The following is a 22,394-nucleotide window of genomic DNA, read 5'->3' as shown; positions in this document are numbered from 1 at the left end:
TTTACCTCCTCCCTGGTCTTGTTCTTTGCGGTCTTCCTTTAGATTCTTCTTTCAGATCAGTTACCTCGTAATCATCAAGCGCATACCAAATAGCTGATAGTGTATGCGGATCTATGGTGAATTCGTCTTCTATGATGTTCCCCAGCTTATCGGTAGCATAAGTGAGCGGCTTAAGTTCATAAATCGTGTTCTCGCAACTATCAGAGCAAATGATCTTCTTGAACCGTTTGATCTTCTTTGTGTATTGGAGGCGTGAACCCTGATACTTACGGGCGCCCACCATATTAAACCCATGCTGTTGAAAATATCGGATTGTTTTAGGCTCCGCAGAATCCGCCTTTATTAATTCCTTAGTCTCTGCAAATTCCTTGAGTTCTTCGGCCGTCTTATCGTCCGTTAATCCATTTTTGTAATACTCCCAGTAGATATAGAGATATTTCTTTTCATGATCCACAGCAACCCTAACGACGGCGTTATACGATTCCACAAAACCAAAGTCCATGCCAACCCGTTTAAGCGGGCGGTTAATATCAGCGATTGCAGCCATAACCTCTTCATGAGGCCATTCTTCAAACTGCGACAGAACCCGAATTCCATTCACGCCAAAATGACCTTTCCGCGCAATCCGGTAAAGGTCGGGGTCATATTCCTTCAATTCTTCAAGTTGCTGGACATAGCTTTCTGGCAGAAAAAGATTATCATCCGCCGTTGAGTGATGATAATAGGTGTCGTTGTTAACGATTATCCGCTTTTCATAAAGCTCCTTATCATCCAGTACAAATCGTTTCTCTCTATCATCTTTAAAGAAATGTTTAAAAGTCCAATTGTCCTCTCCAACTGGATTTGTTGATAGTATCATGTGAAGCGGCAAAGTCGGGTGACGAAGACGTCCTAACAGCTCCTTGAATCCCTCATACTTCACTTCAGAACATTCCTCAACCCAAATAAGCGAAATATTATTGATTGATTTCAGTTTGGCTGGCTTATCCATCCCTTTAAAGATGATTCTGCTGCCATTTGAAAACCGAATCTGCATAGGGGATGCAACACACCTAACAATATGATCTAATTTCAGATCACTTACAAGTTCATCAAAAAGAGAAAATGTTGAGTCCCTATGTGTGTCATACACCTCTCTGATAACGAGTGCAGTCCGTTTTTCAATAAGCAATTTCAGAACAATCTTCAGTGCAACATGATAACTTTTAGATGACCCATAACCCCCCACAAGAAACTGAAACTTTTGATTCCAATCAAAGAGAAATTCTTTAAAATGGGGATTTACTTGTTTAATCACTGTCATCACCTTTGTTCACAATGGTGATCTCAAAAGGTTTATCTTCTTCTGTAAGTTCTTCGATCTCTATTTTTTTCTTGTTGATATTTAAACGGATATGCTCCAATTTAAGGCGTCGTTCGTCTTCCGAATGGGCTAATTCGTCAAACTGTTTTATTAGGTTCCTGAGCTCTGCCATTGCCCGAGATTGAGCGTTCAAGAACGTTGCATGACGATCCCAAGAAAATTGGAATTCATACTCTTCCTCTTCGACTTCGTTCACCTCAGATAGGATAGACTTTTTCTTTTTCAGTTCCTTAATCATTTCCTGCTTATCGGAAACGAACATGATTTTTTGCGCTCTTATAATTGCGGCATATTGAATCTGAATTTGGTCCCATATCATATCGACAGGGGATCGCTCCTGAATCTCTTCCATGATAGAGAGTGTGTCTTTAGGTAAGAATTTAGCGAAAAATCCGTGTGTCACAGCGTTTTGATTTCTCTGCGGTGCTCCCCCGGTGTTGCCTAATGCATTTTTGTTGCCGAATGGTGCACCTACTTTTTTTGTGTGCACACCTTTCTTAGAAGGTGCACCTTTTTTTCTTTGCCAACCATGACGTTGTTTCCACGATTTAATGGTGTTCACTGACACTCCGTACTTCTCGGCAAGGTCCTTGTATTTCATACCTTTAAGGTAGTCTTTATGCGCTTGAATGTACTTTTTAGCCATCTACATCCACCGCCGCCCCCTTTTGGATTGAGTTGTTTTGGAAATGATATTCCCTCTAAACCGCCTCCATTCTTAAACAAACCGCCATTGTCTATTCTAAGATATTCCGGTAGCAGTTTACAGAGAATATAAAAAAGCACCCCGAAGGATGCTTTAGGTAAACATATTTGAAGCTGTACTATATATTGTTGCGCCTATTGTATATAAAGACTTAATTGTCTCGACATCATTTGTAAATTGATTAATTTTACTCATGACCTTTTGATACCTGCTAACAACTTCTTCATTTGATTTACTCTTCATTATCTCTAGGATTTCAACGATAATATCAAAAGTTTCGTTTTGCTTATCATTGTTTTTTTTCATTAATGAGGATATTTCATGAAGTATAGCCGTGTTCCTTTCAATACCCGCAAGAAGTTGAAGAGTTTGCTCTCGATATTCTTGCTCATCTTTTTCTTTTTTTATGCTAGCTTGCTCATTTCGTTCTTTTTCTAAAGCTCTTTGCTCATTAAATTCCCTAAGATAACTGGTATCAGGCAATGGATGGTTAAGTGCAGGCGGCTGAATATTAAGCTTTTGTATCCCTATGTCTCTTAATGAAAGATCTCCCCATTTTTTTTGACTACTCATTTAATCCCCTCCATCCTTATTATCGTTGAAAGAAAAGGACAAAGGAACAATTTGCAAAATTTGTCGAATGATTTATTATCCTATGTAATATATGTTTTAGGTGGCTCCATAATAATTTTACCGCACCGACCTGCCTCCCATTTTACACCACAGATTTTTTCAGATTCAACAAACGCTCAAAGTGGCAATCTTGGCATAATTGGCTGATCAATTCGTCTTTCATTTTACGTACAGTTTCCCTTGAAATGCCAAGGTGAAGACCTATCGCACGATAACTCATCCCCTCCATCATGCAATCATAAATAACTTTGTGCTGCTCTCCTTTGACCTTTTCTGCCCCCAACTCAACTGCATATACTCGTTCCTCATAGTACTTAAGACGTTTGAAAAGACGTTCCTCTCTCATATCCATTTGCCGCAATTCAGCCTGACTCTTCCCAGGACTTCCTTTTGGCATAGCAGCTTCTAATCCGTATTGAGCAACTCCCCAATTTTTCATTGGAATGGTCAAGCCATAAAGCACTTTTTGCAATCGATAAACCTCTTTCACTATCCAGTGATAGCTACATACTAGATTTTCAATGTCTTTTCGATTCACGGTTGTGTCCTCCTTTTTAAGCAAATAAAAAACGGACACCAAACCAACAGCATAAATACTGTAAGTTTAGTGTCCGCAGGCTTTCCATCTTGGACAAAATTAATTTAAAAATACCACTCGAAGTGTTGTCAACTCTATATTTTCAACATCAAAATGATCTATTAATTCTTCATCAATATTTATTCTATCTTCAGTGTCATATAACTCATCGATTGTTAATAGCATTTCAATATCCAAATAACCATTGATAACGCTATACTCTAGAGTTTCAAGTGAAAGTAACTTTTGATGAAAAAATTCATCCAGTATATCTATAGCTTTGCTTTCAGTTAATAAATCTCTGGTTTGAAAAAACAGATGAATTTTCGTTATTTTTTTTTCATTTACCCCAAGCATTTTACCAGAAGAAGGATCTAGGAAGTTAAAGTAATGTCTTCTTACTTCTTTAACCTCTGATATCAAGTTATCGGAAAAGCTCTCACTATAAATATTTCCCGCTTCTTTCATAAATACTTCAGGTTTAAACATATAAAATTCCTTGCCTGTATTAAAATTAAATTCATTTAACAACTCACTTCTTGGCCCAATTGTTTTTCCTTTAGATTTATACCACCAATCTTCTTTCTCATCATCCGTTATAAAGATAATATTTGTTTGTCTTTCTTTTGCAAAATCCATAATTTGTTTCCATAGAATGTAATCGCCATATTTCTCTAATATGATTTCGCCATTGTAAAATTTAGCTCCCTTTTTAGATGCATCCTTATATCCTGGTGGAATCTCTAGCTTATATCTTTGCTCTGCCTCTTTTGATAAGTCGTCAAGCCTCTTTTTTTCGTAAGGTTTTCCTACTTTATCTTCAAATATATCGGTTATTTCAGCTTTAATGTGATCATTTCTAAGCAACTTTGGATGGTCTTCCTTTTCCTGTTTTATCTCAGAAATTAAAGTATTAATTGATTCCTTAACCTGCTCTATTATTGAGTCAATACTTAAAGTTGCATGCTTTTTCCTATATGATGATAACTCAGTTTTTAGACTACTCTCTATATCGAGTGACTTTTTACTTAAAATCGATTCAATTTTCTCATAAGAAGTCTGCTGATCTAAAATTACATTCGTTCTATTTAAATGAAACTCTAAAGCTATTTGGTGAGGTAGCCAAAGACACTCTTGTGATTTTTTTAATAATGATAGCAGCTTTTTTGAAGTTTCCTTTGAGTATCTATAAAGGTTTAATAAAACATTAGCATCTAAAATGACTATTGAATTTATCCATATATCCGAATTCTTATTATCAAAATAAAATTCTTTGAATGTTGATTTCATTAAAATCCCTCAATTCCAAAATATTTCATCCCCCTCAAATTATAAAGGATTTTACAGAGTTTTACTAATTAATGTTTTTAACCTCATTTGTCTATTCCTAGTTAACTACCGATTTTTTAATATTTTCACACTATAAAAACATTTACCCTTCAACCCTTTTTATGATAGAGTTTTTAAATAAAGTGAAGGTGAGCAATAGTAGTGAAAGAAAAAATTAAACTTTTAAAGAATTTTTTGATTGAAAACATTGATATAATGGAACCAAGTGGAGGATCTGGTACACACCTTTCTTATCCTGAATTTGATTTAACTCCGAGAGACTTTTTAGAGTATGCTAAAATTGAATTACAACATTCAGTAAACAACCCAGGTTCACCAATTCATATTATTAATTGTGTATCTCATTTAAAAAGGGCAATTGATTGCCAACTTGATGTATTTCTTTCTCAAGTAAGCCTATATAGCTTGATTAAAGAACAGAATTTAAAGTTTGAAAAAAAATTAAATTTCTTAAAAGATGCAGGCATTATTGAAGCAAATTCTATAGCTAGATTAAACCAGATAAGAAATAAGCTCGAACATGAATATAAGATACCAGATATTGTTGAAATTGAAGTCTATTACGATTTAGCGTGCGCCTTTATAACAGTACTTGAAGCCACCACAACATTTTTTTTCTTTTATAATGAAATCGAAATCGAATCTAATAACCTTGAGAAATTCAAATTTCTAAGAATTAGTTATCATTTCGATACTGTTCCTTATATAACTTTTAAAGTTATTTATAACAATAGTACAGAAAATTTGTGTATTGAAGTTAAAGCTACTGAATTTGAAGTATTTCCATACTATCTTAGAGCCCTTTTGCAATTAGCAAAACTAGGATACACTAAAAATGAATTCATCATAAAAGAACTTCAATTATAATTTAGCTTAGAAGCTTTCATCTAATAAAAGAAGAAAGCTTCTTGTTGTTTATTTCACCTTAAACCCTATCTCATGATCAACCCTTGCAAAGCTTCCCTTTACAGTTTGAATAACAGTCTTACCGTGTTCAGGAGCATCTAAGACATGTGCTGTACCTTGATTTCCATCTAAAACAATGATCTGAACTTTTCCTGGGTCAATTCTCTGCTGAATAGTGAAGTCTTTTTTGATGTTTATTTCTCTTGGATTGTACACTCAAAGCGCCTCCTGTGTTATGATAGAAGTACCAGTTCATATCAAGACACTGAGGCTAAGCGCTTCGGTGTTTTTTATTTTTAGGCAGAAATCTCTTTTATCATGACTTCCACCCTCGGCTCTTCGCTATAAAACTTGCTAACTTTCAGATCCACAACCTGGCTATCGTCTTTGTATATCAGATGATTCAAAGCATCTTTCAGACCCTTTACATAGTTATCAACGTCAGGCTTTGTAATAGGCCGCAGAAGACCATTTTCAGCTTTTTCTTTCTTCTTTGATGAGTTTGAAACTGATTTTGGCATAGGTCTATACACTTTGACATCCAATGAGACAGGACCAGTAATAATTGTTTCTGGTCGATGCTGAGACGCAACCAATGCTACATACTGCTTAAAGTACTTTGATTTCGCTGGATCTCGCATATGCACCTTCCCATTTCGTATTGATCCACGCGGCCGCCCCTGTGCGACTGGCTCACCATAAACAGTGAACTTAATGTAATCCAACTGCTCTTACCTCCCGTCAAGCTGTTCCCATAGCTGAATTTCTTTTTCTATTCTCGGTGCGGAGAGCAAAATTGCCAGCAGAGACAAGACTGCTTTAAGCACTCAGCATCCGCTCCATTTGCTTTATTTTTTCCTCAAGTAAACGGATAGTTGGTGTAAGATCTTTACCTTCTGTAGAACTTAGAGGTCCGAATCTATAAAGTCCACCAGCTGCTTTTACATTCATTTTCTCCTTCATTCCCAATCACCTAACCTATGATTTAATTGCATTCGATCGCCTTTAATAATCACTATGTAATCACGGCACATCTGGTGAATTCGTGAACCAAGAGCCTCGTCTATATCTAAAATCTCATCGATTGTTAACTCCGAAGAAATCAGCAAAGGTTTATGATTTAAATACCGGTAGTTCAAGACTGACTGGATTTGTTCAACCTGCCAGTCGGTTGCCCTTGGTTGACCGTTTATTGGTTTAAATAAGTCATCAAGGAATAGAACTTCGACCTTTCTCATTGCATTGAGTTTTGCTTCTAAATTGTCAAAGTCAGCTTTCAAATCACCCACGCCCTCTACGTAAGGGAAATACATGCAGTGTACTGATTTTTTCTTGATCAGATTATTCATAATCGCCGTGAGCAAATGAGTTTTGCCGCTGCCAGGCTGTCCAAGTAATGCGATACTGTTTTGCCGTTCTCCTTTGATTTTTTGAAAATCTTTATAGTATTCCACTGCACATTCATAAGCATCTTTGATCATGTCTGGCTTACCGTCCGTGATGAAGTTACCAAAGAGAAGCTTTTCAAACTCTTCTGTAATGCCACTAGCTGACATGAGTCTGGCTATTTTCTTTCGTCTCACACACTCACATTGTTTTGAATATGTATCTTTCCATTCACAAGCTTTGTCCGGCGTGCAAACCTTCCCCAAAAGAAAATCATCTTCCGATACCATATCTTCTGGAACCATAAGATCTAACTGATTATCTAAATGCCAAGGAGTATCTTTATGGACCCGATAAACGACAATTCCACGATCCTTACAATAAGGACAATCAAATTCAGCCTTTTCTTCGGATGCGGCCTGTTTTGTTCCCAAAAAGCGGGCTGACTTTTCCCGAAGCTCCTGCATGATCGTTTGAAATGCGGTGTCTATACTGACTGCTTTGTTTATAGCCATATTGTTTCTCCTTTCTCTTTTGAGTGAATGGATTGGATAAAATGGCTTGAACGTATGACAAACTAGCTGATTTCCCCTTTAGCTGAAACGCTGTCTTGATAGCCTCCATCACTTTTTCTTCACCATAGTCATCGACCATGTAGCCGATCCGCTGTGCCTCAATCGGGCCGACTGACCGAGCAACTTTGTTTTCATATAGCTCAAAGGCATTTTTCATTTTGTCATCGACCTCCTGATGTTCAATCTCAGCTGGTTCCAAAGCTTTTTTCTTCATGTAATTTCCTATCTGTATGTAGTCTGCATAATGAAGTATGGTGACGATGAACCCTCTTTTTTGTGGAAGGCGGTCCAATTTGATATATCCCTGTTTCTCCATTCGGTCTAGTGAGTATTTAATCTGAGCAGCTGACCAATTAAAATCTTTTGCAAGTTCCACAACTTTGATAATGGTCTGCCCAAGTTCTAGCTCTTGATTTGGCCTGTATTCAGCTCTTTTGAACAAGTGATCATAAATTTTTTCATCTCTAAACTCTTTGAATGGTAGTCGGGGTATAATCACATACCCCATTGCTTTTATGTCCAAGTCACTCACCTACTTCCTTTTCACAGAGTGCAGCTATGTCACAGATGCCGACCTCAATCAAACGGAAGTTCATCGTCTTTTATATCTACAGGCTTACCGTCAAAAGGATCGACTTCTTGCGCGATTGTTTTTTCTGTTTTTTCTTTGTTTGAAGGCTCGGAATCGATAATTTCTGAACTATCCGCTTCATTGGTAATGTCAATCCGTTCCCTGATTTCATCTTCCTCAATAACGGCTTTTTGCATTTCAACAGAGAGAATCCCCCACTTGCTCAAAACTGCTTTTAATACAGTCTTAAGAGCCATCGCATCCCAGTCATTTTTCCATCCAAAATCAGACTTACTGAATTTCTTTTTGTGCTTTTCTACTTGTGCCTTTGTCCAGTACACTGTTTTTCTGAAACCATTTATCAACTCAAAATAAGCTGCATAACCAATTACCGCATCTGATTCTCGTTTTTCAAAATCAATCTCGACCTCCTCAGTCAGCGGATTCCACTTCTGCAATTCGCCTTCATGAATCGGTATGCAATTGATGGACTTATATTGGCCTGTTCGCAAGGCAAGCTGTATATATCCTTTGTATCCAAGCTGGAATTGAGCCTTTCCTCCATAAGGAACAATCCAGGCATACCCTAAGTTTTTATCTATAGGGAGGTCGAGTGTAGCTGCAACCATTGCAGATGAAATAACGCTCATAGGATCTGTTTTCTGTAACATTTGTTCGCTGTTATAAAGGCTTAAGATAGAGGCAGTAAACTGTGTAGCCCTCTTCCCTAACACTTCCTCGAATCGCTTAATAACGGATGGTGAGGAAAGTAAGCCTTTCATGGTTGCTCCTTGAGATTGCATAGGTGCGCTTTTTTGTTTCTTTTGGATGTTGTTCTTAATTGATTGATTAGTAGCCATAATCAGCTAACCTCCTTGATTCCAAAACGTCTGAAATGAGTTTCCTTTTTGACCTTTTCGTAAATATCCGGAAACTGCTCTTTCAGCTTTTTCGTGTCAACTCGATTTGAGACAACTGGCTTCCAACAAGCTTGATAGTTTCCAATAAACCCATACTCTGCATCCTTCATTTCATGTTTGATCTGATTTTCTAATTCTTTTGCCTGACTTTGAAGCTCTGAGATCTGTTCTTTAAGAAGCAAGTATTGTTGAATACGTTCTCGATTAGCCCCAGTTAAATCAATAGCTTTGTTATTTTCCGATTCGGCATATCGTTTTTTGAGGTATTCCTCCGCAGCACTTGAACCATCTAAAGTTGGAGCTCGTCCGCCTAAGACCCTGTCATTCCAGAACTCAATCTCTGCCTCAAAGATCATGTCAATTAACTCGTCGTCTCTCTCAATCTCTTTCCAGACAAATTTATTCCCGCCGATCAGCACAGCAAAGTAAGCTTTCTGATATTCAGGTCCAAGTACACCAAGATAATGCTGAACCTGAACGATATAGCTCTCGGGGATTTCTAAGTCTTCCCATTCCTTTAAGTTGTAGGCTGATGTTGTTTTACATTCAAGAATCGCTTTTTCACCAACAATCATCCGATCTACATTAGCCAAAATGAAATCATGTTCCGGATGTCTGAGTATTGCTTTTTTACGTCTAACCTTCTTGCCACTACGTATCTCAAATTCTTTTGCAACAATGTCTTCAAGCAATGATCCAAAGTAAGCAGCTTCACTTTGCGATTCACTTACAGAGACCTGTCCTGTCTTGTCTAACCATAATTCGAAAGGTGTCTTCCACTTGTTCAGCCCCAAGATAATGGATGCATCTGAGCCGCCAATTCCTTTTCTCCTTTCAATAAGCCATTCATCGCGGCTCATTTCAGAAGTCTTAGCAAGAACCTCAGCCCTTTTGCTTGTCATACCACTAACCCCCATTGTTTTTATTGAGGCTATATGATAAAATATTTGCACATGAGTTTTTTAGATAGCCTTTAAAGAAGTCCACTTTGTCCGAGTGGGCTTTTTTATTGCGCATTTTTAAATTCAAATCCAAGTTGCTCCTTAAGATATCTTTCCAAGTTCTCTCTCAGAATGATTTCGTCACCATCTATTACATAATCATCAACTGGTGTTACTTCATCACCGTAAAAATCTATTTGCATATCTGTTTCAGTCAGCTTATCGTGCCAGTTGTTTATAACCATTGGATTTTCGACCATTCATATTCTCCTTTCTGAATTTGTCTGCACGTCTATCCCATAACAGATGGAATTCATTATTGTTACGAATCATCGCACACCATTTACGAATTTCCAGAGCAGTTGCCGGCTTATGAACAAAATGAACCATCATCCTATACACCTGCTCACTACTGTTAAGTTGATGCCTCGCTGTTGCATTTTCAATGCTGTTTCATAAAGCTGTCCTTTGTTTGCCAGTCGGCTGATATCCTCAGTAAGAACCTTGATACTTCCAGCAAGACTAATAGCTTCTTCATAATCACCATCACGCAGTGCCTCTGACAGCATGATTGATAGCTCTTCTGCTGATTCAATTTTTCTTTTTGCAATAGGAACATCTGATTTCAAGAAATGGTTAGTATTCATATTGAAACCGCCTGCCTTCCTTCTTGTTTTGCCATAGCAACTTGATCAACTAGAGCTTTCCTCGTCCATCTATCGGCTAGCTCCTGCATTTTCAAACCGTGGGTACGAACAAGTGAATAAATCAATGTTTTATTAGCCGCAATCAAATCAAAAATCTGTTTAATATCAGCCATCGGCAGCTCCTCTGTTTTACCTGGTCGATTATCTGTAAGCCAACGGGCTAAATGTTTGGTAGCTTGTAATGCTTCCTCCAATTGGTGAACCATATTAATCACCGCATTACTTGCACATTCATTAAGTGCCGGATCAATCGGAGCAGCCGCTGTTGGATGGAGTTTAAATAAGTAATGTACAAGATCGATATGTTCATAGGCATCGCATTTCTCAAACCATTTAATACATAATTCTGGAGTGAGTTTGGCAAGTCCATTTTCAACATCTGAAACATACCGTTGATCCTTATCTCCGATTAACTTGCCGATTTGGTATTGGGAAAGACCTGCAGCCTTTCGGGCACTACGCATAATCTGCGGTAAATTCCGCATGTTGTATGGGTTGTTCTCCATATGTTTGCCTCCTGATATATTGGAATTTCAGTTTTAAAATTAAAGTTAATAGACAATGCTGTTTATACATGACTTAGGCTGATTCCTTTTTATTTTGTTGCGCAAGCTTCTCTTGGTGCTCATTCATACGCTGAACAAGTATACCTCTGAGGTATTTGTAAGCTTTGGCCTCTGCCTGTTCAAACAGTGGTCCTTTTTTCAAGATGACTTTCATAATTAAGCCCCCTTATCTGTACTTGTCTCATATCAAGGACACATTTTGTGTCTACTTTGAACAAAAAAAATTTCATCTACAGTTGTTCCATAATAGTCTGCAATCTTTTTGGCCAGACTTAAGGAGGGAGTTCTATCCCCTCTTTCAATTGCCCCTAGCATCTGTGGAGTTATGTTTAAGTCATTAGCAACAACTGTTCTTGACGTGTTTCCACGTAAGGAAAACAAAACTTCCCTTTCCACTTATAACACCCCCTTAGAAACGTTTTGTTTCCTTCCACAATTTATAATATACAGGAAACAAAACGTGTCCGTCAAGTGTTTTTAGAAACTTTTTGTTTCCAAATGTAGAAACGCTTAGTTTCCAAGTTATAATTAATAACAAGGAGTGAGTGTATATGTTAGGTAAAAGGATAGCAGCTTTAAGAAAAGAAAAAGGTCTAAGCCAATATGAACTCGCAGACAGATTAGGCTTTTCAAGAGGAAAACTTGCTAATTATGAACAAGGCACTCGCGAACCTGATTACGAAACATTAATCAAAATAGCCGACTTTTTTGATGTATCTACAGACTACCTTTTAAGAGGAAAAGATAAATCATCCAATATAATCACTGACGATGCAAAAAAAGTGTTAAACGATCCTGAAACGTTCCTTGCAGCAAAAGACGGTGAAGTAACAGATGAGATCTTACAGGCTGCTTTAGAGATTATAACGGAGCAATTAAAGGAAAGACGGAAATCAGATAAATAAACGCAGTTAGTTTATTATTATTTATTTCTGTTTATTATGTTTAATTCTGTTTACTAATAAGATTTAGATTCTCATTCATATCTCAATCATACCCTCATTTATAAATTGACTTTTGAATCCCATACAAACCCTTACATGGCAAGGGTTTTTGTTGTTTTTCTCATTTATATTTTCATTTATGTTTCTTTTACATTTTCATATATAAAAATGAAGTGGCCTGATTACATAAGGAGCGTTTATTGTGAAGAGAACCATTGAGTTTTTTTTAAGTTTGACAGGGAGCCTATTGGGTGTTGTAGCATCTATTTTTGCTTTAGTTATCGCCTATCTTGATTTATTTTTTCATTTAATTAGATACTTTGAAATGACAAGCGACCTTCTTGTTGAGGCATGGGTATCTTTGATCCTTTCATGTATTGGGTTTACAGCTTCAATTGTTGTCTTATTTAAGCCAAAGTTGAGCAGTGTTCTACTATTTGTCTCAGGGGGAGGACTTATATGTATTGATTGGTTCTATTTAATACCAGCTATACTTATGATTATCCCCGGGATCATGGTATTTGTAAGAAAAGAAAAATCTGCTCTTAAATCGGTTTGAATCTGAATACAAAAGAACAGCGACTGGCGGTTCTTTTGTATATTGCAATTACTTTAAATGAACTTTTTTTAGATAACCCCCTAGAAACAAACCATCATTTGCAAGTATCCATGCAACAGGATACCCCCTCACCTAGACGCATTTTCCTATGAAAATAGTCTTGGTTTCCCTATAATATTTAATGAATCCAATTTTTAGATTGTCGTCTTTAAGGAGGTTTTTCATCTTGAGGTATACAAACAGTCATTTAGAGGATTGGATTGAAAACTTATACAGGAAGATTGATATTACAGAGCCTGAACAAATTAATTTTGAACGGATTGCCGAGGCTTTAGATATCAGGCTTTCATTTAAACCTGTTACAAGCTTCGCACTTAAACACAGTGGAATTCATAATATATGCTTGGATAGCCGAAAGAGCCGAACTGAACAATGGTATGATTTCGCTCATGAATTTTGCCATATATATAGACATGAAGGTGATAAAAAAACAATGCCTGCAACTTGGACAGATTATTTAGAGTGGCAGTCCACTTATTTTACATACCACTTTTGCATTCCAACTTTCATGTTGCGTAATATTAATCTTTCGTACATACAATCACATGCAATTGAAAATGTGGCATGGCTATTTAAAGTATCCCCTTCGTTCGCCAAGAAGCGTTTGAGCATTTATTACAGAAAACTGACTCAACATTTATTTAATCAAACAGTTACGGGAAATCTGTGCACCCCCCTTTTGTAATTAATAATGAGATTTTAATGCATCTGCGCGCATTGAAAAAAACGAAAAAAGACGTCTCCCTTCATGATCCGATCGGCCAGGATAAAGAAGGGAATGAAATAAGCCTGATCGATGTCCTCAAGTCGGAAAGCGAAGATGTGATCGACACTATTCAGCTGAACATGGAACTTGAAAAGGTCAAAAAATATATCGATATTTTAGACGACCGCGAAAAAGAAGTCATCGTCGGCCGCTTCGGGCTTGATTTAAAAAAAGAAAAAACGCAGCGCGAGATCGCAAAGGAGCTCGGCATTTCAAGGAGTTACGTGTCGCGGATTGAAAAACGCGCATTGATGAAGATGTTCCATGAGTTTTATCGGGCGGAGAAGGAGAAGCGGAAGAAGAAGGGAAAGTGAGCGAAAAGCCGGATCTGACATCCCGGCTTTTTCTGCATTTTAGGACATTGCTCTTCAAGTATAACTTCAGGATTTAAAAATAAAACATAACAAATGAATAGAATTGGTACAATCGTTAACCTTTTTAATAATTTTTCATTGATATTTTACCCCTTCAACATAGCCCTCCCTTTTTAACAATCCATTTCATTTGGGCTACACCCCCAACATTGAATGTATTTCCTATGAAAAATGATTTTGAACCTCATAGGAACCCTTACATGACAGGGTTTTTGTTGTTTTTTCATTGTTTATCAAGACCTAAAGCAAAAGAACTTGCTAATTCTCAAATACATCCACCAAATTTTCAATGTTAGTTTGTTTTTCATACATACTAATAAAAAAATAAAACCTAGTTGAAACTTTACAAGACAAGCTGAATTGACTATAGTCTAATTAGACTAAAATATTGATGTAAAGAAGTGAAAAATTAGATGATAAAGTCTTTTTTAATGTTGGGGCAGTCGAATATGGCGGGCCGTGGATTTTTGAATGAAGTAGACCCTATCTATAATGAAAAAATAAAAATGCTGCGCAATGGACAGTGGCAGATGATGACAGAGCCGATTAATTACGACCGTCCGGTTTCCGGCGTTGGCCTGGCCGCATCTTTTGCAGATGCATGGTCGAAAGCTCATCCCGATGAAGAAATTGGCTTGATCCCGTGTGCGGAAGGTGGCAGTTCATTGAATGACTGGCATCCGGAAGGCATCCTTTTTCAGCATGCTTTGTCCGAAACCCGCTTCGCCCTCCGATCCAGTCAAATTTGCGGAATCCTTTGGCACCAAGGTGAGAGTGACAGTTATCGTTCGCTGCATGAAACTTATTACGAGAAATTAACTCTTATCATCGGGACGCTAAGAAACGAGTTGAAACTTGATGAGGTACCGTTGATTATTGGAGGGCTTGGTGACTTTCTTGGGAAGACTGGTTTTGGACAGCACGCGACTGAATTTCGACAGGTTAATGAACAATTGCTGCGTTTTGCTAATGAACAACAGAATTGTTATTTTGTTACTGCGGCAGGTTTGACTGCGAATCCTGATGGCATTCATTTAGACGCAGCTTCACAACGCAAATTCGGTTACCGCTATTTCGAGGCTCTTTCGAAAAAGCACCATATCCTGAAACCCATTTCGGGAGAGGAGCAATCACTGAAAGTGAATGGTGACTATTCTAAAACAGAACAGATTTACCTTCATAGTATGGATTTGGCTTCGGGTAAAATTACGTACGCGGAATTTGAGGCGCGGATGGCGAAGGTGATGAAACCATGATTCCCTTACTTATCCTTGGCTTGCTCATCCAAAACCCCGGAGCTCACGGCTATGAACTTCTGGCCTTAATGGAAAAACGTCATTACAAGTACATCGTTAACTTCACGAAAGGTTCATTTTATTACAATCTGCAGCAACTTGAAGAAAAGTGTTTGATTGAACAGATTCAGCAGAAACCCTCAACCGGCGGGCGTGAAATCCGTAACTTTAAAGTCACAGATTCGGGAAGGGCAGAATTCGAAAAATTAATGATCAAATACGGCACCAAATCGGAATATGTGAACCTGCAATTTTATGGGGCGTTACTCTTTGCCGATGAATTCGACAAAAATAAATTACTGGATCTGATCCAATCACAAATCGATCAGACTAAAACTCGAATCGAGCTCCTTGACGAATACCTGTCCATCACTCAAGAAATTCCCAGCACAATCAATTACTTTCGCCGTATGAACGAAAATTCCCGTTCACATCACTTGGTTAATTTAGAGTGGTTCGAAAAATTGAAAGCAGAAATAGAGTGAACTATTGCATAATAAAAAATGCAATGTTACATATATCAGAATATTAGTTACCTACATATAAAACCTGTGTCGCAGATATCTAGTAACACCATTGATACAGGTTTTATACTCCTTCTTTTAATTAAACCAGTAATGGGGTTGTCAACACTTGCCCCCAACAAGAGCAAGTGAGTCTGCTGCGTGTTCTTCTTTTTCAATCCGTATGAATAACCACTTTTTACACCTATTTAGTATTCAAGTAAGTCATAGGACATTTCAGTGGCGTATCGGTATAAAGTGAACTAATTTATTAATGTTCAACAACAGAATTTCGTCTATTGACAATAAAGAATGCACAAATCATTGCAAGAATGGCCATCGCCCACCAGAACGTTGAGATCGCCTGATCATGATCGATGATAATCAAACGAATGACAGCCGTGATGCCAATATAAATAAAGTAGCGAAGCGGGAAATGAAAGTCTGATTTGAAGTATTTGATAATCAAAGCAATGAACTCAAACTACATGAAGAATATAAGCAGTTCCCCAAGCATCTCATAATAGCTGTCCACTTTGTTGAACAGTGACTTGTATACGAATTGCACAATGTACCATGTCTCGCTGATCAGAAGTCCGCTTAAGGCTATGGCCAGGAAGAACAGGCAGACATTGAGAAGCGCTTGTAACAGGTAAGGTGCTTTTTTGAAATTGTTGGAAAATCTCATCTTGTTGTCTCCTATTTCAATATTTTCGTCGTTTTGATTCGCAGCCTACATCTTTCTGTTCCAAAATCGCAGCACGATGCAGTACTTGGAATTCTTTTGTATACTGTGAAACTGCCCCTGCATGCGGGACATCATTCGCGCAATGCTTCTTTCACCGAGTCCGTTGCTTTCCGGTGTTACATCCGCAAGTTTAATCGTATTGCTAACATGAATCTCAAATATTTCTTGATCCGATACAAACGTGATGCTGATTTCTTCTTCCGGATCTGCGTATTTAAATAAGTTTGACATCACATTATCAAATACACGACCAAGCTCCTCCAAATTCACGTTAATATAGGTTTCCGGCAGCTCGCCTGAAATATGGACCCGGAAATGCTCCTGATGAAGGATAGCAATCTGATCTGATATTAGATCGTAGATCACTTCTTTCACTGCAACGGTCTCCAGGTCGGCCCCATGTTCCTTATTCAGCAGGAAATACGCAAACAGATTGTCAGACAAGTTTTTTAATTGCAGTGCTTTACCATAAGCATTGGCTACATAACGATCTTTGCTGGTACCCGCTTCGCCTCCTTCTTTTTTGGCAAACTCCAGATTCATGATCAGCGACGTCAGCGGTGTGCGCATATCGTGCGACATTTCGGTAACCAGGCTGCGGCTCTCTGCTTGCAATTCCTCGATAGCTTTAAGTTTGTCCAAGAAAGCTTTCCGCAGATCCTCAATGCTCTTTGCAATCATCGCTAATTCATCATGCCCTTTTATCGTCATCTCGTAGTCCAGCTGGCCCCCTTCAAGAATATGAATCTCTTGGTGAAGCGTTTTAAGGTAGCGAAGACTTTGACGGATGCCCAAGAGAACAATGATTAAAAAGATGAGGGTTGCACCGAGCAAATCCAATGTAAAGGCCAGATCATAATATCGGGAAGAGTAGAAACCGTCGATAATGACTCGTCCTTCACCATCGCTGAACTTGACAGGATGTGAATGATTTCGAGCATACTGAGTCAGCTTTTCTTTTCCATAATCGGATTCGGAATAAACGGAATCATATTGCAGCTCCTGATCCTTGAATATGGTGAGGTTAATGTAATTTTCTTTTTTGACCCACTCGCCAAACGCTTTTCTATCCGATGTAGACAACCCATTTTCTGAAACGTACTGACTGAATTTTTGAATGTATCTCGCTGACTCCTTGTGATAATACTCATCCGAACTCAAATATCCCTCGATCAGATCATCTGTAATCTTTTGCAACGTCAGAAAGAACACACCGCTCACAATCGCAGCAACCATGATCAGCAAAGCCAGTTTTTTGGTTAGCGTGAATTTACGATGTGCCAAATCGATATCCTCTTCCCCATTCAGTTTTTATATAAACCGGACGTGCCGGATCATCCTCAATTTTGGAGCGCAGTTTCCGAATATGCACCATCACCGTATTGTTAGAACAGTAAAAGTAAGGCTGTCCCCACACACTCTCATATATATTTTGAGCAGAAAATATTTTGTTGCGTTTGCTCATCAGCAGTTTCAAGATACGATATTCCAGATCTGACAACTTGATTTGCTGCTCCTCTTTGTAAACCTCATTAAATTCTTCGCTCACTCTCAGGTTGCCCCCGATAAGAAATGTTTCTTCCTGTTCCTTCTTTTCCTGATAGATTGTATATCTGCGTAATTGAGCAATCACTCTAGCGTGAAGTTCCTCTTCCGAGAAGGGTTTAGTCATATAATCATCGCCGCCGGCGAGTAATCCCTCAGTTTTATCGAGTGTACTCGATCTGGCCGTCAGAAACAGAATTGGGACGTTAGAGGTTTTCCTAATGTGCTGACAGGTTTCGATTCCCGAGATGCCTGGCATCATAATATCCAAAATAACCAAATCAAGCGAGTCATTCACAAGTTGCAATGCTCGCTTTCCATCCTTGGCTCTTAGCACCTCGTAGCCTGCTCGCATAAGGGATTCCTCCAAAAGATCACCAATATCATGATCATCCTCTACGACTAATATTCGATGGGTCATGCCTCTTTCACCTCATGATTCTTGATGTTATCTCTCGTGTGACCTTACTATATATCATTCATAAGTAACACGTACGTTATAAGATACCACGTAAATCTTAACAGTTTATGAAAGCTGATGTCCGCCACAAGTTTGTCACATTTTTAAAAAAATGATGAACCTTCATAAATTGTTAAGATTCTGTCTTTATATTTATCCATTGTAAGGCTCAAGTTTTTCAGATCCGCACTGCACATTGCAATGGTAAATGGGAAAGGAGTATTGATATGATTGTACAAAAAGAAGGACGCGGGCAACCAGTGAGTCTGCGGGAACGGGTTCATTTTCTGGACATCGTACGTGGATTTGCCTTGCTTGGCATTATTATTGTCAACTATTTTCTGATCGTAGATTCAGTAAAGGGATTCGAAATGGCCTCCGATGACGTCCTGCACAATCTGGTTTCCTGGTTTGCCGAAGGGAAATTCGTTACATTATTCTCTTTCTTGTTCGGAGTTGGGTTTATGATCTTTATGGATCGAGCCGCGCAGAAGGTAGATAGTCCCAACAAGCTGTTTGCCCGCAGGTTATCTATCCTGTTGGGGTTTGGCATTTTGCACATCACATTTGTTTGGGTCGGTGACATATTGACCTTTTACGCCGTAAGCGGCTTCCTGTTACTCGCCTTCTATCAACGCACGGCCAAAACGGTGCTTAGATGGATTATCGCACTTATCGTGTTTCAATTCCTGACTCCTGTTTTCACAATGTTGTACAATGTCATCAATACTGCAGGGTCAAAAAACCCGAATTTTTCAGAGTTTACTTTGTTTAGCCACACAAGCCTTACCTACATGGAATCCATCAGCACTCGGTGGACAGATATGGTCACGATGGCTGCTGGCTCTTTCTCCATGATCTATTCCATGTTTCTCATGTTTCTGCTGGGCGTGTACTTTGTTAAGATGGAATTTTTCAAAGACATGGAAGCGAAAAAGTTCATATGGAAGCGTATCTGGATCATTAGCACAATCGCTTTTCTAATAACACAAAGCAGTATATTACTAGACATGTTTAATTTTTCTGAGAATATGCTGTGGAAGGACATTTCCTCTGTCTTGGGTCAAAATGGCGGCTTAACCGGAAGTATGTTTTATATGAGCACTTTTGCAATGCTGTTTCTGTATGTTCCTCAGCTGCGAGGCCCTATGATGATATTCACCAAAGTCGGACGGATGTCATTGACCTGTTATCTGCTTCACTCTATCATTGGAACAGTTCTGTTCCTCAGGTACGGATTCGGGCTTGCGGATCATATTCAATCCGCCGGCACGTTCATGTTCAGTCTGGCCGTGTACTTCGTGCTTATGAGCTTTAGTACATTGTGGTTGAAACGATTTAAGTACGGTCCGATGGAATTAGTATGGCGCAAGCTGACGTACGGCAAAGTAAACGGGAGTCCTAAAGCAACTCCGCTGCATTCGGAAAAATCAATACAGAAATAATCCCTTTGCACAGATTGCATGACTTCAAATTTGTTGTTGACTGAAGCGGGCATTAAACGGATAGATTTGATATATATACTAGTTATTTTTATATCATTTAGGCTTCTTTGGGCTAATAAATCCACCGGAGTTTACTCAATGTGCATTGCTCATGATCGAAAGTAAATTGAATCTTTTACGCATGTTCATAGTCAAAGGCGGCCCATTCGACTATTTTTGTAACTTTTCGCAGGAAAAATTCGAGAATGATGACAAATCCCGCATACGACACTTAATACGGTAATGAACGATAGTAAATAAGGGTTACATGCAGCTTGTTTTCCAATGAAACAAAGAAAAAATACAAAAAGACAGGAGAAAGCTTTTGAAGTATTTTAACGCCAAATTTACCGCGGAAGAAAAAGCGGCAGAGCAGCTGGAATTACACTGAACGACTGAACTCGTTATTTCAGCAACTGAAGGAGTGAGCAATCATGAAAACAAAAAAGGAACCAAAAGTTATTCTGGAACCAGCAAAGGAATCTGATCTGCCAGAATTCCAAAAAAAATTACAAGAGGCCTTTGCGATCGCCGTGATTGAAACGTTCGGTGATTGCGAAGATGGACCGATTCCATCGGACAATGATGTTCAGGAGTCTTTCGACGCTCCCGGAGCAGTCGTATATCATATTCTTCGGGATGGTGAGAAGGTAGGTGGTGCAGTAGTACGTATCAACAGCGAAACACATCATAATTCGCTAGATTTATTCTATGTATCTCCAGAACATCACAGCCAGGGGATTGGTCTTTCTGCTTGGAAAGCCATAGAAGCACAGTATCCGGATACTGTGCTTTGGGAAACCGTGACACCTTATTTTGAAAAGCGAAATATCAACTTCTATGTGAATAAGTGCGGATTCCATATCGTAGAGTTCTACAATGAACATCACTCTGATCCGCATATGCATTGCAATGGACGCGAAGATGACAAGCCCCTGCCGGATGATGATGACTTTTTCAGATTTGTAAAGATTATGAAAAAAAGGGACTAAACAATCGAACACTGCGATATGCCCCAGAAAGTTGCCGGTAAATTTTTTAAAGATATTTGTTTGGATCGAAAAAATTCCAAGTTAACCAATAATTCCCCATGTTTACAGAGTTGATTAATAAACGATAAGAGGGATAAACGGATAGAGCCTTCCCCTTCTTTTTAAGGAGAAAGTATTAAAAGGCGGAAAGCCCTTCTCGTTATGAGAGGGCTTTAATTCGGTGTGAAAATGAGATGGAGAATAAAAATAAACAAAGAAATAATTAATTAGGTGATGAACGATTTATAAGAATTTTAGAGAGATACTCCAACGGAGAACTTAACGAAGAACAAATCACTTCTCTATTGTAGGATGCTGCCGAAAATAAATCACTTCACAACAGAGAAACTGAAAGCGGTATAAAAAAACAGCTCCGTTAAAATGGCCGGAACTGTCTTTGAATTTTGGATTTTGCAGTTATCTCCATCCGTTAGTTTAATTAGAATTCAGATAATCCAAGACACGATCAACTCTTTCATTTACTGAGTAATCTCCTTCAATTTTTAGCAATGGACAAGATAAATCCGCCATCCAATGTTCGTGTAAAGCTTTGCTTCTAACTTCCATTCCGGCATTATCATATAAAGAAGCCCACTCTAAAAATGTTTTTGATTGTTCATATTTACTGCCGCCGGCTAACACTTCGTTTCCATAACGCTGAAATTCCCTATGCCTTAATCTCTCAAGCCGTATATCTTGCGGAATCCATAAGAAGATGACAAGGTCAAAGTAACTTTTTAGATCATCGCCCCAGCCGCACACTGCGCCAGAAAGAATCCATTTCTCATTTATTGTCAAGTCTTTTTCAAGCAACTTTCTTCTTTCAGGAATTTCTCTTTTCTTAGTGAATTTGTCTGTCCAATAGTAATCATCAGTATCAAGATGTGTATGAGGCAAATGCTTTGATAATGCAACACCCAATGTTGAAGTTCCGACTCCGGAGGCTCCCAGTATGTGAATATTTTTTTTCATAGTTCCCCCTCCTTATGAAGCAACGTAACTCCCTGTCCGTCGCACAAGGTTCTTACAATTTTAACACAACTACCCAAAAACCTTTACTCTTTGCCAAGGGAATACAGATGCGTGTTAAAACTTTACTGCTTACGAACTTCATGGTCATTTTCAAACAGAATGATTAACTTTCTCTCCGGCCTATTTTAATATCCTCATACACTTTCTCAAAAGTCTCGATTGGCAGTGAAAACTTGGTTGTTTTCTCGTTACGATAATTGATCATGATCTCAATTTGATTATTTTTTTGTTCAAACTCAATAAGTGCATTCTCCCATTTATCTCTGATTGAAATGATACAATTTCCATTTTTCTTTTCCTTTTTCTTATAAATGTAATTCACTTTAACTCCCCTTTCATTGATCGACAAAAGGTTTCGGAATAAGGAAGCTCCTCAAAAAAAGAATCAAAAC

General features: G+C 38.3%; 30 protein-coding genes and 2 pseudogenes. 9 read left to right on the top strand and 23 right to left on the bottom strand.

What is annotated here, in order from left to right; translation table 11 throughout:
- Position 1 precedes the first annotated feature (1 nt).
- The 5 genes from V7728_RS06320 to V7728_RS06300 form a co-directional block, all read right to left on the bottom strand.
- On the bottom strand, positions 2 to 1,297 hold the full coding sequence (locus V7728_RS06320; protein WP_113766830.1) for a PBSX family phage terminase large subunit: 1,296 nt from the start codon (positions 1,295 to 1,297) through the stop codon (positions 2 to 4).
- Complete coding sequence (terS, locus tag V7728_RS06315; protein WP_099566947.1) at positions 1,290 to 2,009, bottom strand: phage terminase small subunit; 720 nt, start codon at positions 2,007 to 2,009, stop codon at positions 1,290 to 1,292. The genes V7728_RS06320 and terS overlap by 8 nt, the downstream gene beginning before the upstream one ends.
- A 153-nt stretch (positions 2,010 to 2,162) precedes the next feature.
- The gene (locus V7728_RS06310) at positions 2,163 to 2,642 is read right to left on the bottom strand and encodes a hypothetical protein (RefSeq protein ID WP_099566948.1); all 480 of its coding nucleotides are present in this window, start codon (positions 2,640 to 2,642) and stop codon (positions 2,163 to 2,165) included.
- A 142-nt stretch (positions 2,643 to 2,784) separates the two neighbouring features.
- Positions 2,785 to 3,240 carry a sigma factor-like helix-turn-helix DNA-binding protein gene (locus V7728_RS06305; protein ID WP_099566949.1) on the bottom strand — a complete coding sequence of 152 codons (456 nt, stop codon included), beginning with the start codon at positions 3,238 to 3,240 and terminating at the stop codon, positions 2,785 to 2,787.
- A gap of 99 nt (positions 3,241 to 3,339) precedes the next feature.
- A complete protein-coding gene (locus tag V7728_RS06300) occupies positions 3,340 to 4,569 on the bottom strand; it encodes a PIN-like domain-containing protein (protein WP_099566950.1) in 1,230 nt (409 codons plus the stop codon).
- 201 nt (positions 4,570 to 4,770) lie between these two features.
- On the opposite strand from V7728_RS06300, the gene V7728_RS06295 reads away from it, so the two are divergent.
- Positions 4,771 to 5,496 (top strand): hypothetical protein, encoded by a 726-nt coding sequence (locus V7728_RS06295; protein ID WP_099566951.1) that lies wholly within the window; start codon positions 4,771 to 4,773, stop codon positions 5,494 to 5,496.
- A gap of 48 nt (positions 5,497 to 5,544) precedes the next feature.
- Here the strand turns inward: V7728_RS06295 and V7728_RS06290 are convergent, their stop codons facing one another.
- From V7728_RS06290 to V7728_RS06230, 13 genes are all read right to left on the bottom strand, one after another.
- The gene (locus V7728_RS06290; protein ID WP_099566952.1) at positions 5,545 to 5,751 is read right to left on the bottom strand and encodes an XtrA/YqaO family protein; all 207 of its coding nucleotides are present in this window, start codon (positions 5,749 to 5,751) and stop codon (positions 5,545 to 5,547) included.
- Positions 5,752 to 5,831: 80 nt separating this feature from the next.
- Entirely contained in the window at positions 5,832 to 6,260 is a 429-nt protein-coding gene (locus tag V7728_RS06285) for a RusA family crossover junction endodeoxyribonuclease (RefSeq protein WP_099566953.1), read from the bottom strand.
- Positions 6,261 to 6,354: 94 nt separating this feature from the next.
- Positions 6,355 to 6,504 carry a hypothetical protein gene (locus V7728_RS06280; RefSeq protein WP_099566954.1) on the bottom strand — a complete coding sequence of 50 codons (150 nt, stop codon included), beginning with the start codon at positions 6,502 to 6,504 and terminating at the stop codon, positions 6,355 to 6,357.
- Complete coding sequence (locus V7728_RS06275) at positions 6,495 to 7,436, bottom strand: ATP-binding protein (RefSeq protein WP_099566955.1); 942 nt, start codon at positions 7,434 to 7,436, stop codon at positions 6,495 to 6,497. Before V7728_RS06275 ends, V7728_RS06280 begins: the two co-directional genes overlap by 10 nt.
- The gene (locus tag V7728_RS06270) at positions 7,318 to 7,995 is read right to left on the bottom strand and encodes a DnaD domain protein (protein ID WP_142671711.1); all 678 of its coding nucleotides are present in this window, start codon (positions 7,993 to 7,995) and stop codon (positions 7,318 to 7,320) included. Before V7728_RS06270 ends, V7728_RS06275 begins: the two co-directional genes overlap by 119 nt.
- Positions 7,996 to 8,072: 77 nt before the next feature.
- Positions 8,073 to 8,927, bottom strand: a complete 855-nt coding sequence (locus V7728_RS06265; RefSeq protein ID WP_099566957.1) for a recombinase RecT — start codon at positions 8,925 to 8,927, stop codon at positions 8,073 to 8,075.
- Between the two features lie 2 nt (positions 8,928 to 8,929).
- On the bottom strand, positions 8,930 to 9,889 hold the full coding sequence (locus V7728_RS06260; protein WP_099566958.1) for a YqaJ viral recombinase family nuclease: 960 nt from the start codon (positions 9,887 to 9,889) through the stop codon (positions 8,930 to 8,932).
- A gap of 104 nt (positions 9,890 to 9,993) precedes the next feature.
- Positions 9,994 to 10,188, bottom strand: coding sequence for a YqaI family protein (locus tag V7728_RS06255; RefSeq protein WP_099566959.1), 195 nt, complete (start codon positions 10,186 to 10,188; stop codon positions 9,994 to 9,996).
- A complete protein-coding gene (locus V7728_RS06250; RefSeq protein WP_142671710.1) occupies positions 10,148 to 10,321 on the bottom strand; it encodes a hypothetical protein in 174 nt (57 codons plus the stop codon). Before V7728_RS06250 ends, V7728_RS06255 begins: the two co-directional genes overlap by 41 nt.
- A complete protein-coding gene (locus tag V7728_RS06245) occupies positions 10,318 to 10,575 on the bottom strand; it encodes a YqaH family protein (protein ID WP_029727259.1) in 258 nt (85 codons plus the stop codon). The genes V7728_RS06250 and V7728_RS06245 overlap by 4 nt, the downstream gene beginning before the upstream one ends.
- The gene (locus V7728_RS06240) at positions 10,572 to 11,141 is read right to left on the bottom strand and encodes a helix-turn-helix domain-containing protein (RefSeq protein ID WP_099566960.1); all 570 of its coding nucleotides are present in this window, start codon (positions 11,139 to 11,141) and stop codon (positions 10,572 to 10,574) included. Before V7728_RS06240 ends, V7728_RS06245 begins: the two co-directional genes overlap by 4 nt.
- Positions 11,142 to 11,214: 73 nt before the next feature.
- A complete protein-coding gene (locus V7728_RS06235; protein ID WP_088679343.1) occupies positions 11,215 to 11,355 on the bottom strand; it encodes a hypothetical protein in 141 nt (46 codons plus the stop codon).
- Between the two features lie 32 nt (positions 11,356 to 11,387).
- A complete protein-coding gene (locus tag V7728_RS06230; RefSeq protein WP_099566961.1) occupies positions 11,388 to 11,597 on the bottom strand; it encodes a helix-turn-helix transcriptional regulator in 210 nt (69 codons plus the stop codon).
- A gap of 155 nt (positions 11,598 to 11,752) precedes the next feature.
- On the opposite strand from V7728_RS06230, the gene V7728_RS06225 reads away from it, so the two are divergent.
- The 6 genes and pseudogenes from V7728_RS06225 to V7728_RS06200 all read left to right on the top strand — a co-directional run bounded on the left by V7728_RS06225 (position 11,753) and on the right by V7728_RS06200 (position 15,684).
- Entirely contained in the window at positions 11,753 to 12,106 is a 354-nt protein-coding gene (locus V7728_RS06225) for a helix-turn-helix domain-containing protein (RefSeq protein ID WP_021480133.1), read from the top strand.
- A 241-nt stretch (positions 12,107 to 12,347) separates the two neighbouring features.
- A complete protein-coding gene (locus V7728_RS06220) occupies positions 12,348 to 12,704 on the top strand; it encodes a hypothetical protein (RefSeq protein WP_019715123.1) in 357 nt (118 codons plus the stop codon).
- Positions 12,705 to 12,930: 226 nt separating this feature from the next.
- Positions 12,931 to 13,449, top strand: coding sequence for an ImmA/IrrE family metallo-endopeptidase (locus V7728_RS06215; RefSeq protein WP_099566962.1), 519 nt, complete (start codon positions 12,931 to 12,933; stop codon positions 13,447 to 13,449).
- Positions 13,449 to 13,844, top strand: a pseudogene (locus tag V7728_RS06210) (sigma-70 family RNA polymerase sigma factor); the annotation flags it as partial. The gene V7728_RS06215 and the pseudogene V7728_RS06210, both read left to right, overlap by 1 nt.
- Before the next feature lie 473 nt (positions 13,845 to 14,317).
- On the top strand, positions 14,318 to 15,160 hold the full coding sequence (locus V7728_RS06205) for a sialate O-acetylesterase (protein WP_099566963.1): 843 nt from the start codon (positions 14,318 to 14,320) through the stop codon (positions 15,158 to 15,160).
- A complete protein-coding gene (locus V7728_RS06200; RefSeq protein WP_099566964.1) occupies positions 15,157 to 15,684 on the top strand; it encodes a PadR family transcriptional regulator in 528 nt (175 codons plus the stop codon). Before V7728_RS06205 ends, V7728_RS06200 begins: the two co-directional genes overlap by 4 nt.
- Positions 15,685 to 15,973: 289 nt before the next feature.
- Here the strand turns inward: V7728_RS06200 and psiE are convergent.
- The 3 genes and pseudogenes from psiE to yrkP form a co-directional block, all read right to left on the bottom strand.
- Positions 15,974 to 16,390 (bottom strand): annotated as a pseudogene (gene psiE, locus V7728_RS06195) (phosphate-starvation-inducible protein PsiE).
- A 45-nt stretch (positions 16,391 to 16,435) separates the two neighbouring features.
- Positions 16,436 to 17,734, bottom strand: a complete 1,299-nt coding sequence (gene yrkQ / locus V7728_RS06190) for a two-component system sensor histidine kinase YrkQ (RefSeq protein WP_099566965.1) — start codon at positions 17,732 to 17,734, stop codon at positions 16,436 to 16,438.
- Positions 17,721 to 18,416, bottom strand: a complete 696-nt coding sequence (gene yrkP / locus V7728_RS06185) for a two-component response regulator YrkP (protein ID WP_099566966.1) — start codon at positions 18,414 to 18,416, stop codon at positions 17,721 to 17,723. The genes yrkQ and yrkP overlap by 14 nt, the downstream gene beginning before the upstream one ends.
- A gap of 266 nt (positions 18,417 to 18,682) precedes the next feature.
- Between yrkP and V7728_RS06180 the strand changes: the two genes are divergently transcribed.
- Complete coding sequence (locus V7728_RS06180) at positions 18,683 to 19,900, top strand: DUF418 domain-containing protein (RefSeq protein ID WP_099566967.1); 1,218 nt, start codon at positions 18,683 to 18,685, stop codon at positions 19,898 to 19,900.
- A gap of 473 nt (positions 19,901 to 20,373) precedes the next feature.
- Positions 20,374 to 20,931, top strand: a complete 558-nt coding sequence (locus tag V7728_RS06175; RefSeq protein WP_099566968.1) for a GNAT family N-acetyltransferase — start codon at positions 20,374 to 20,376, stop codon at positions 20,929 to 20,931.
- 474 nt (positions 20,932 to 21,405) lie between these two features.
- On the opposite strand, the gene V7728_RS06170 is transcribed toward V7728_RS06175, so the two are convergent.
- Positions 21,406 to 21,942, bottom strand: coding sequence for an ATP-binding protein (locus tag V7728_RS06170; protein WP_032866675.1), 537 nt, complete (start codon positions 21,940 to 21,942; stop codon positions 21,406 to 21,408).
- Positions 21,943 to 22,105: 163 nt separating this feature from the next.
- Positions 22,106 to 22,324: a hypothetical protein gene (locus tag V7728_RS06165; protein WP_031378922.1), complete on the bottom strand. Its 219-nt coding sequence runs from the start codon at positions 22,322 to 22,324 to the stop codon at positions 22,106 to 22,108.
- Positions 22,325 to 22,394 lie beyond the last annotated feature (70 nt).

This window comes from Bacillus sp. JHAA (genome assembly GCF_036961585.1).
Lineage (GTDB): Bacteria > Bacillota > Bacilli > Bacillales > Bacillaceae > Bacillus > Bacillus velezensis.
This window is presented reverse-complemented; position numbering and strand designations above follow the sequence as displayed.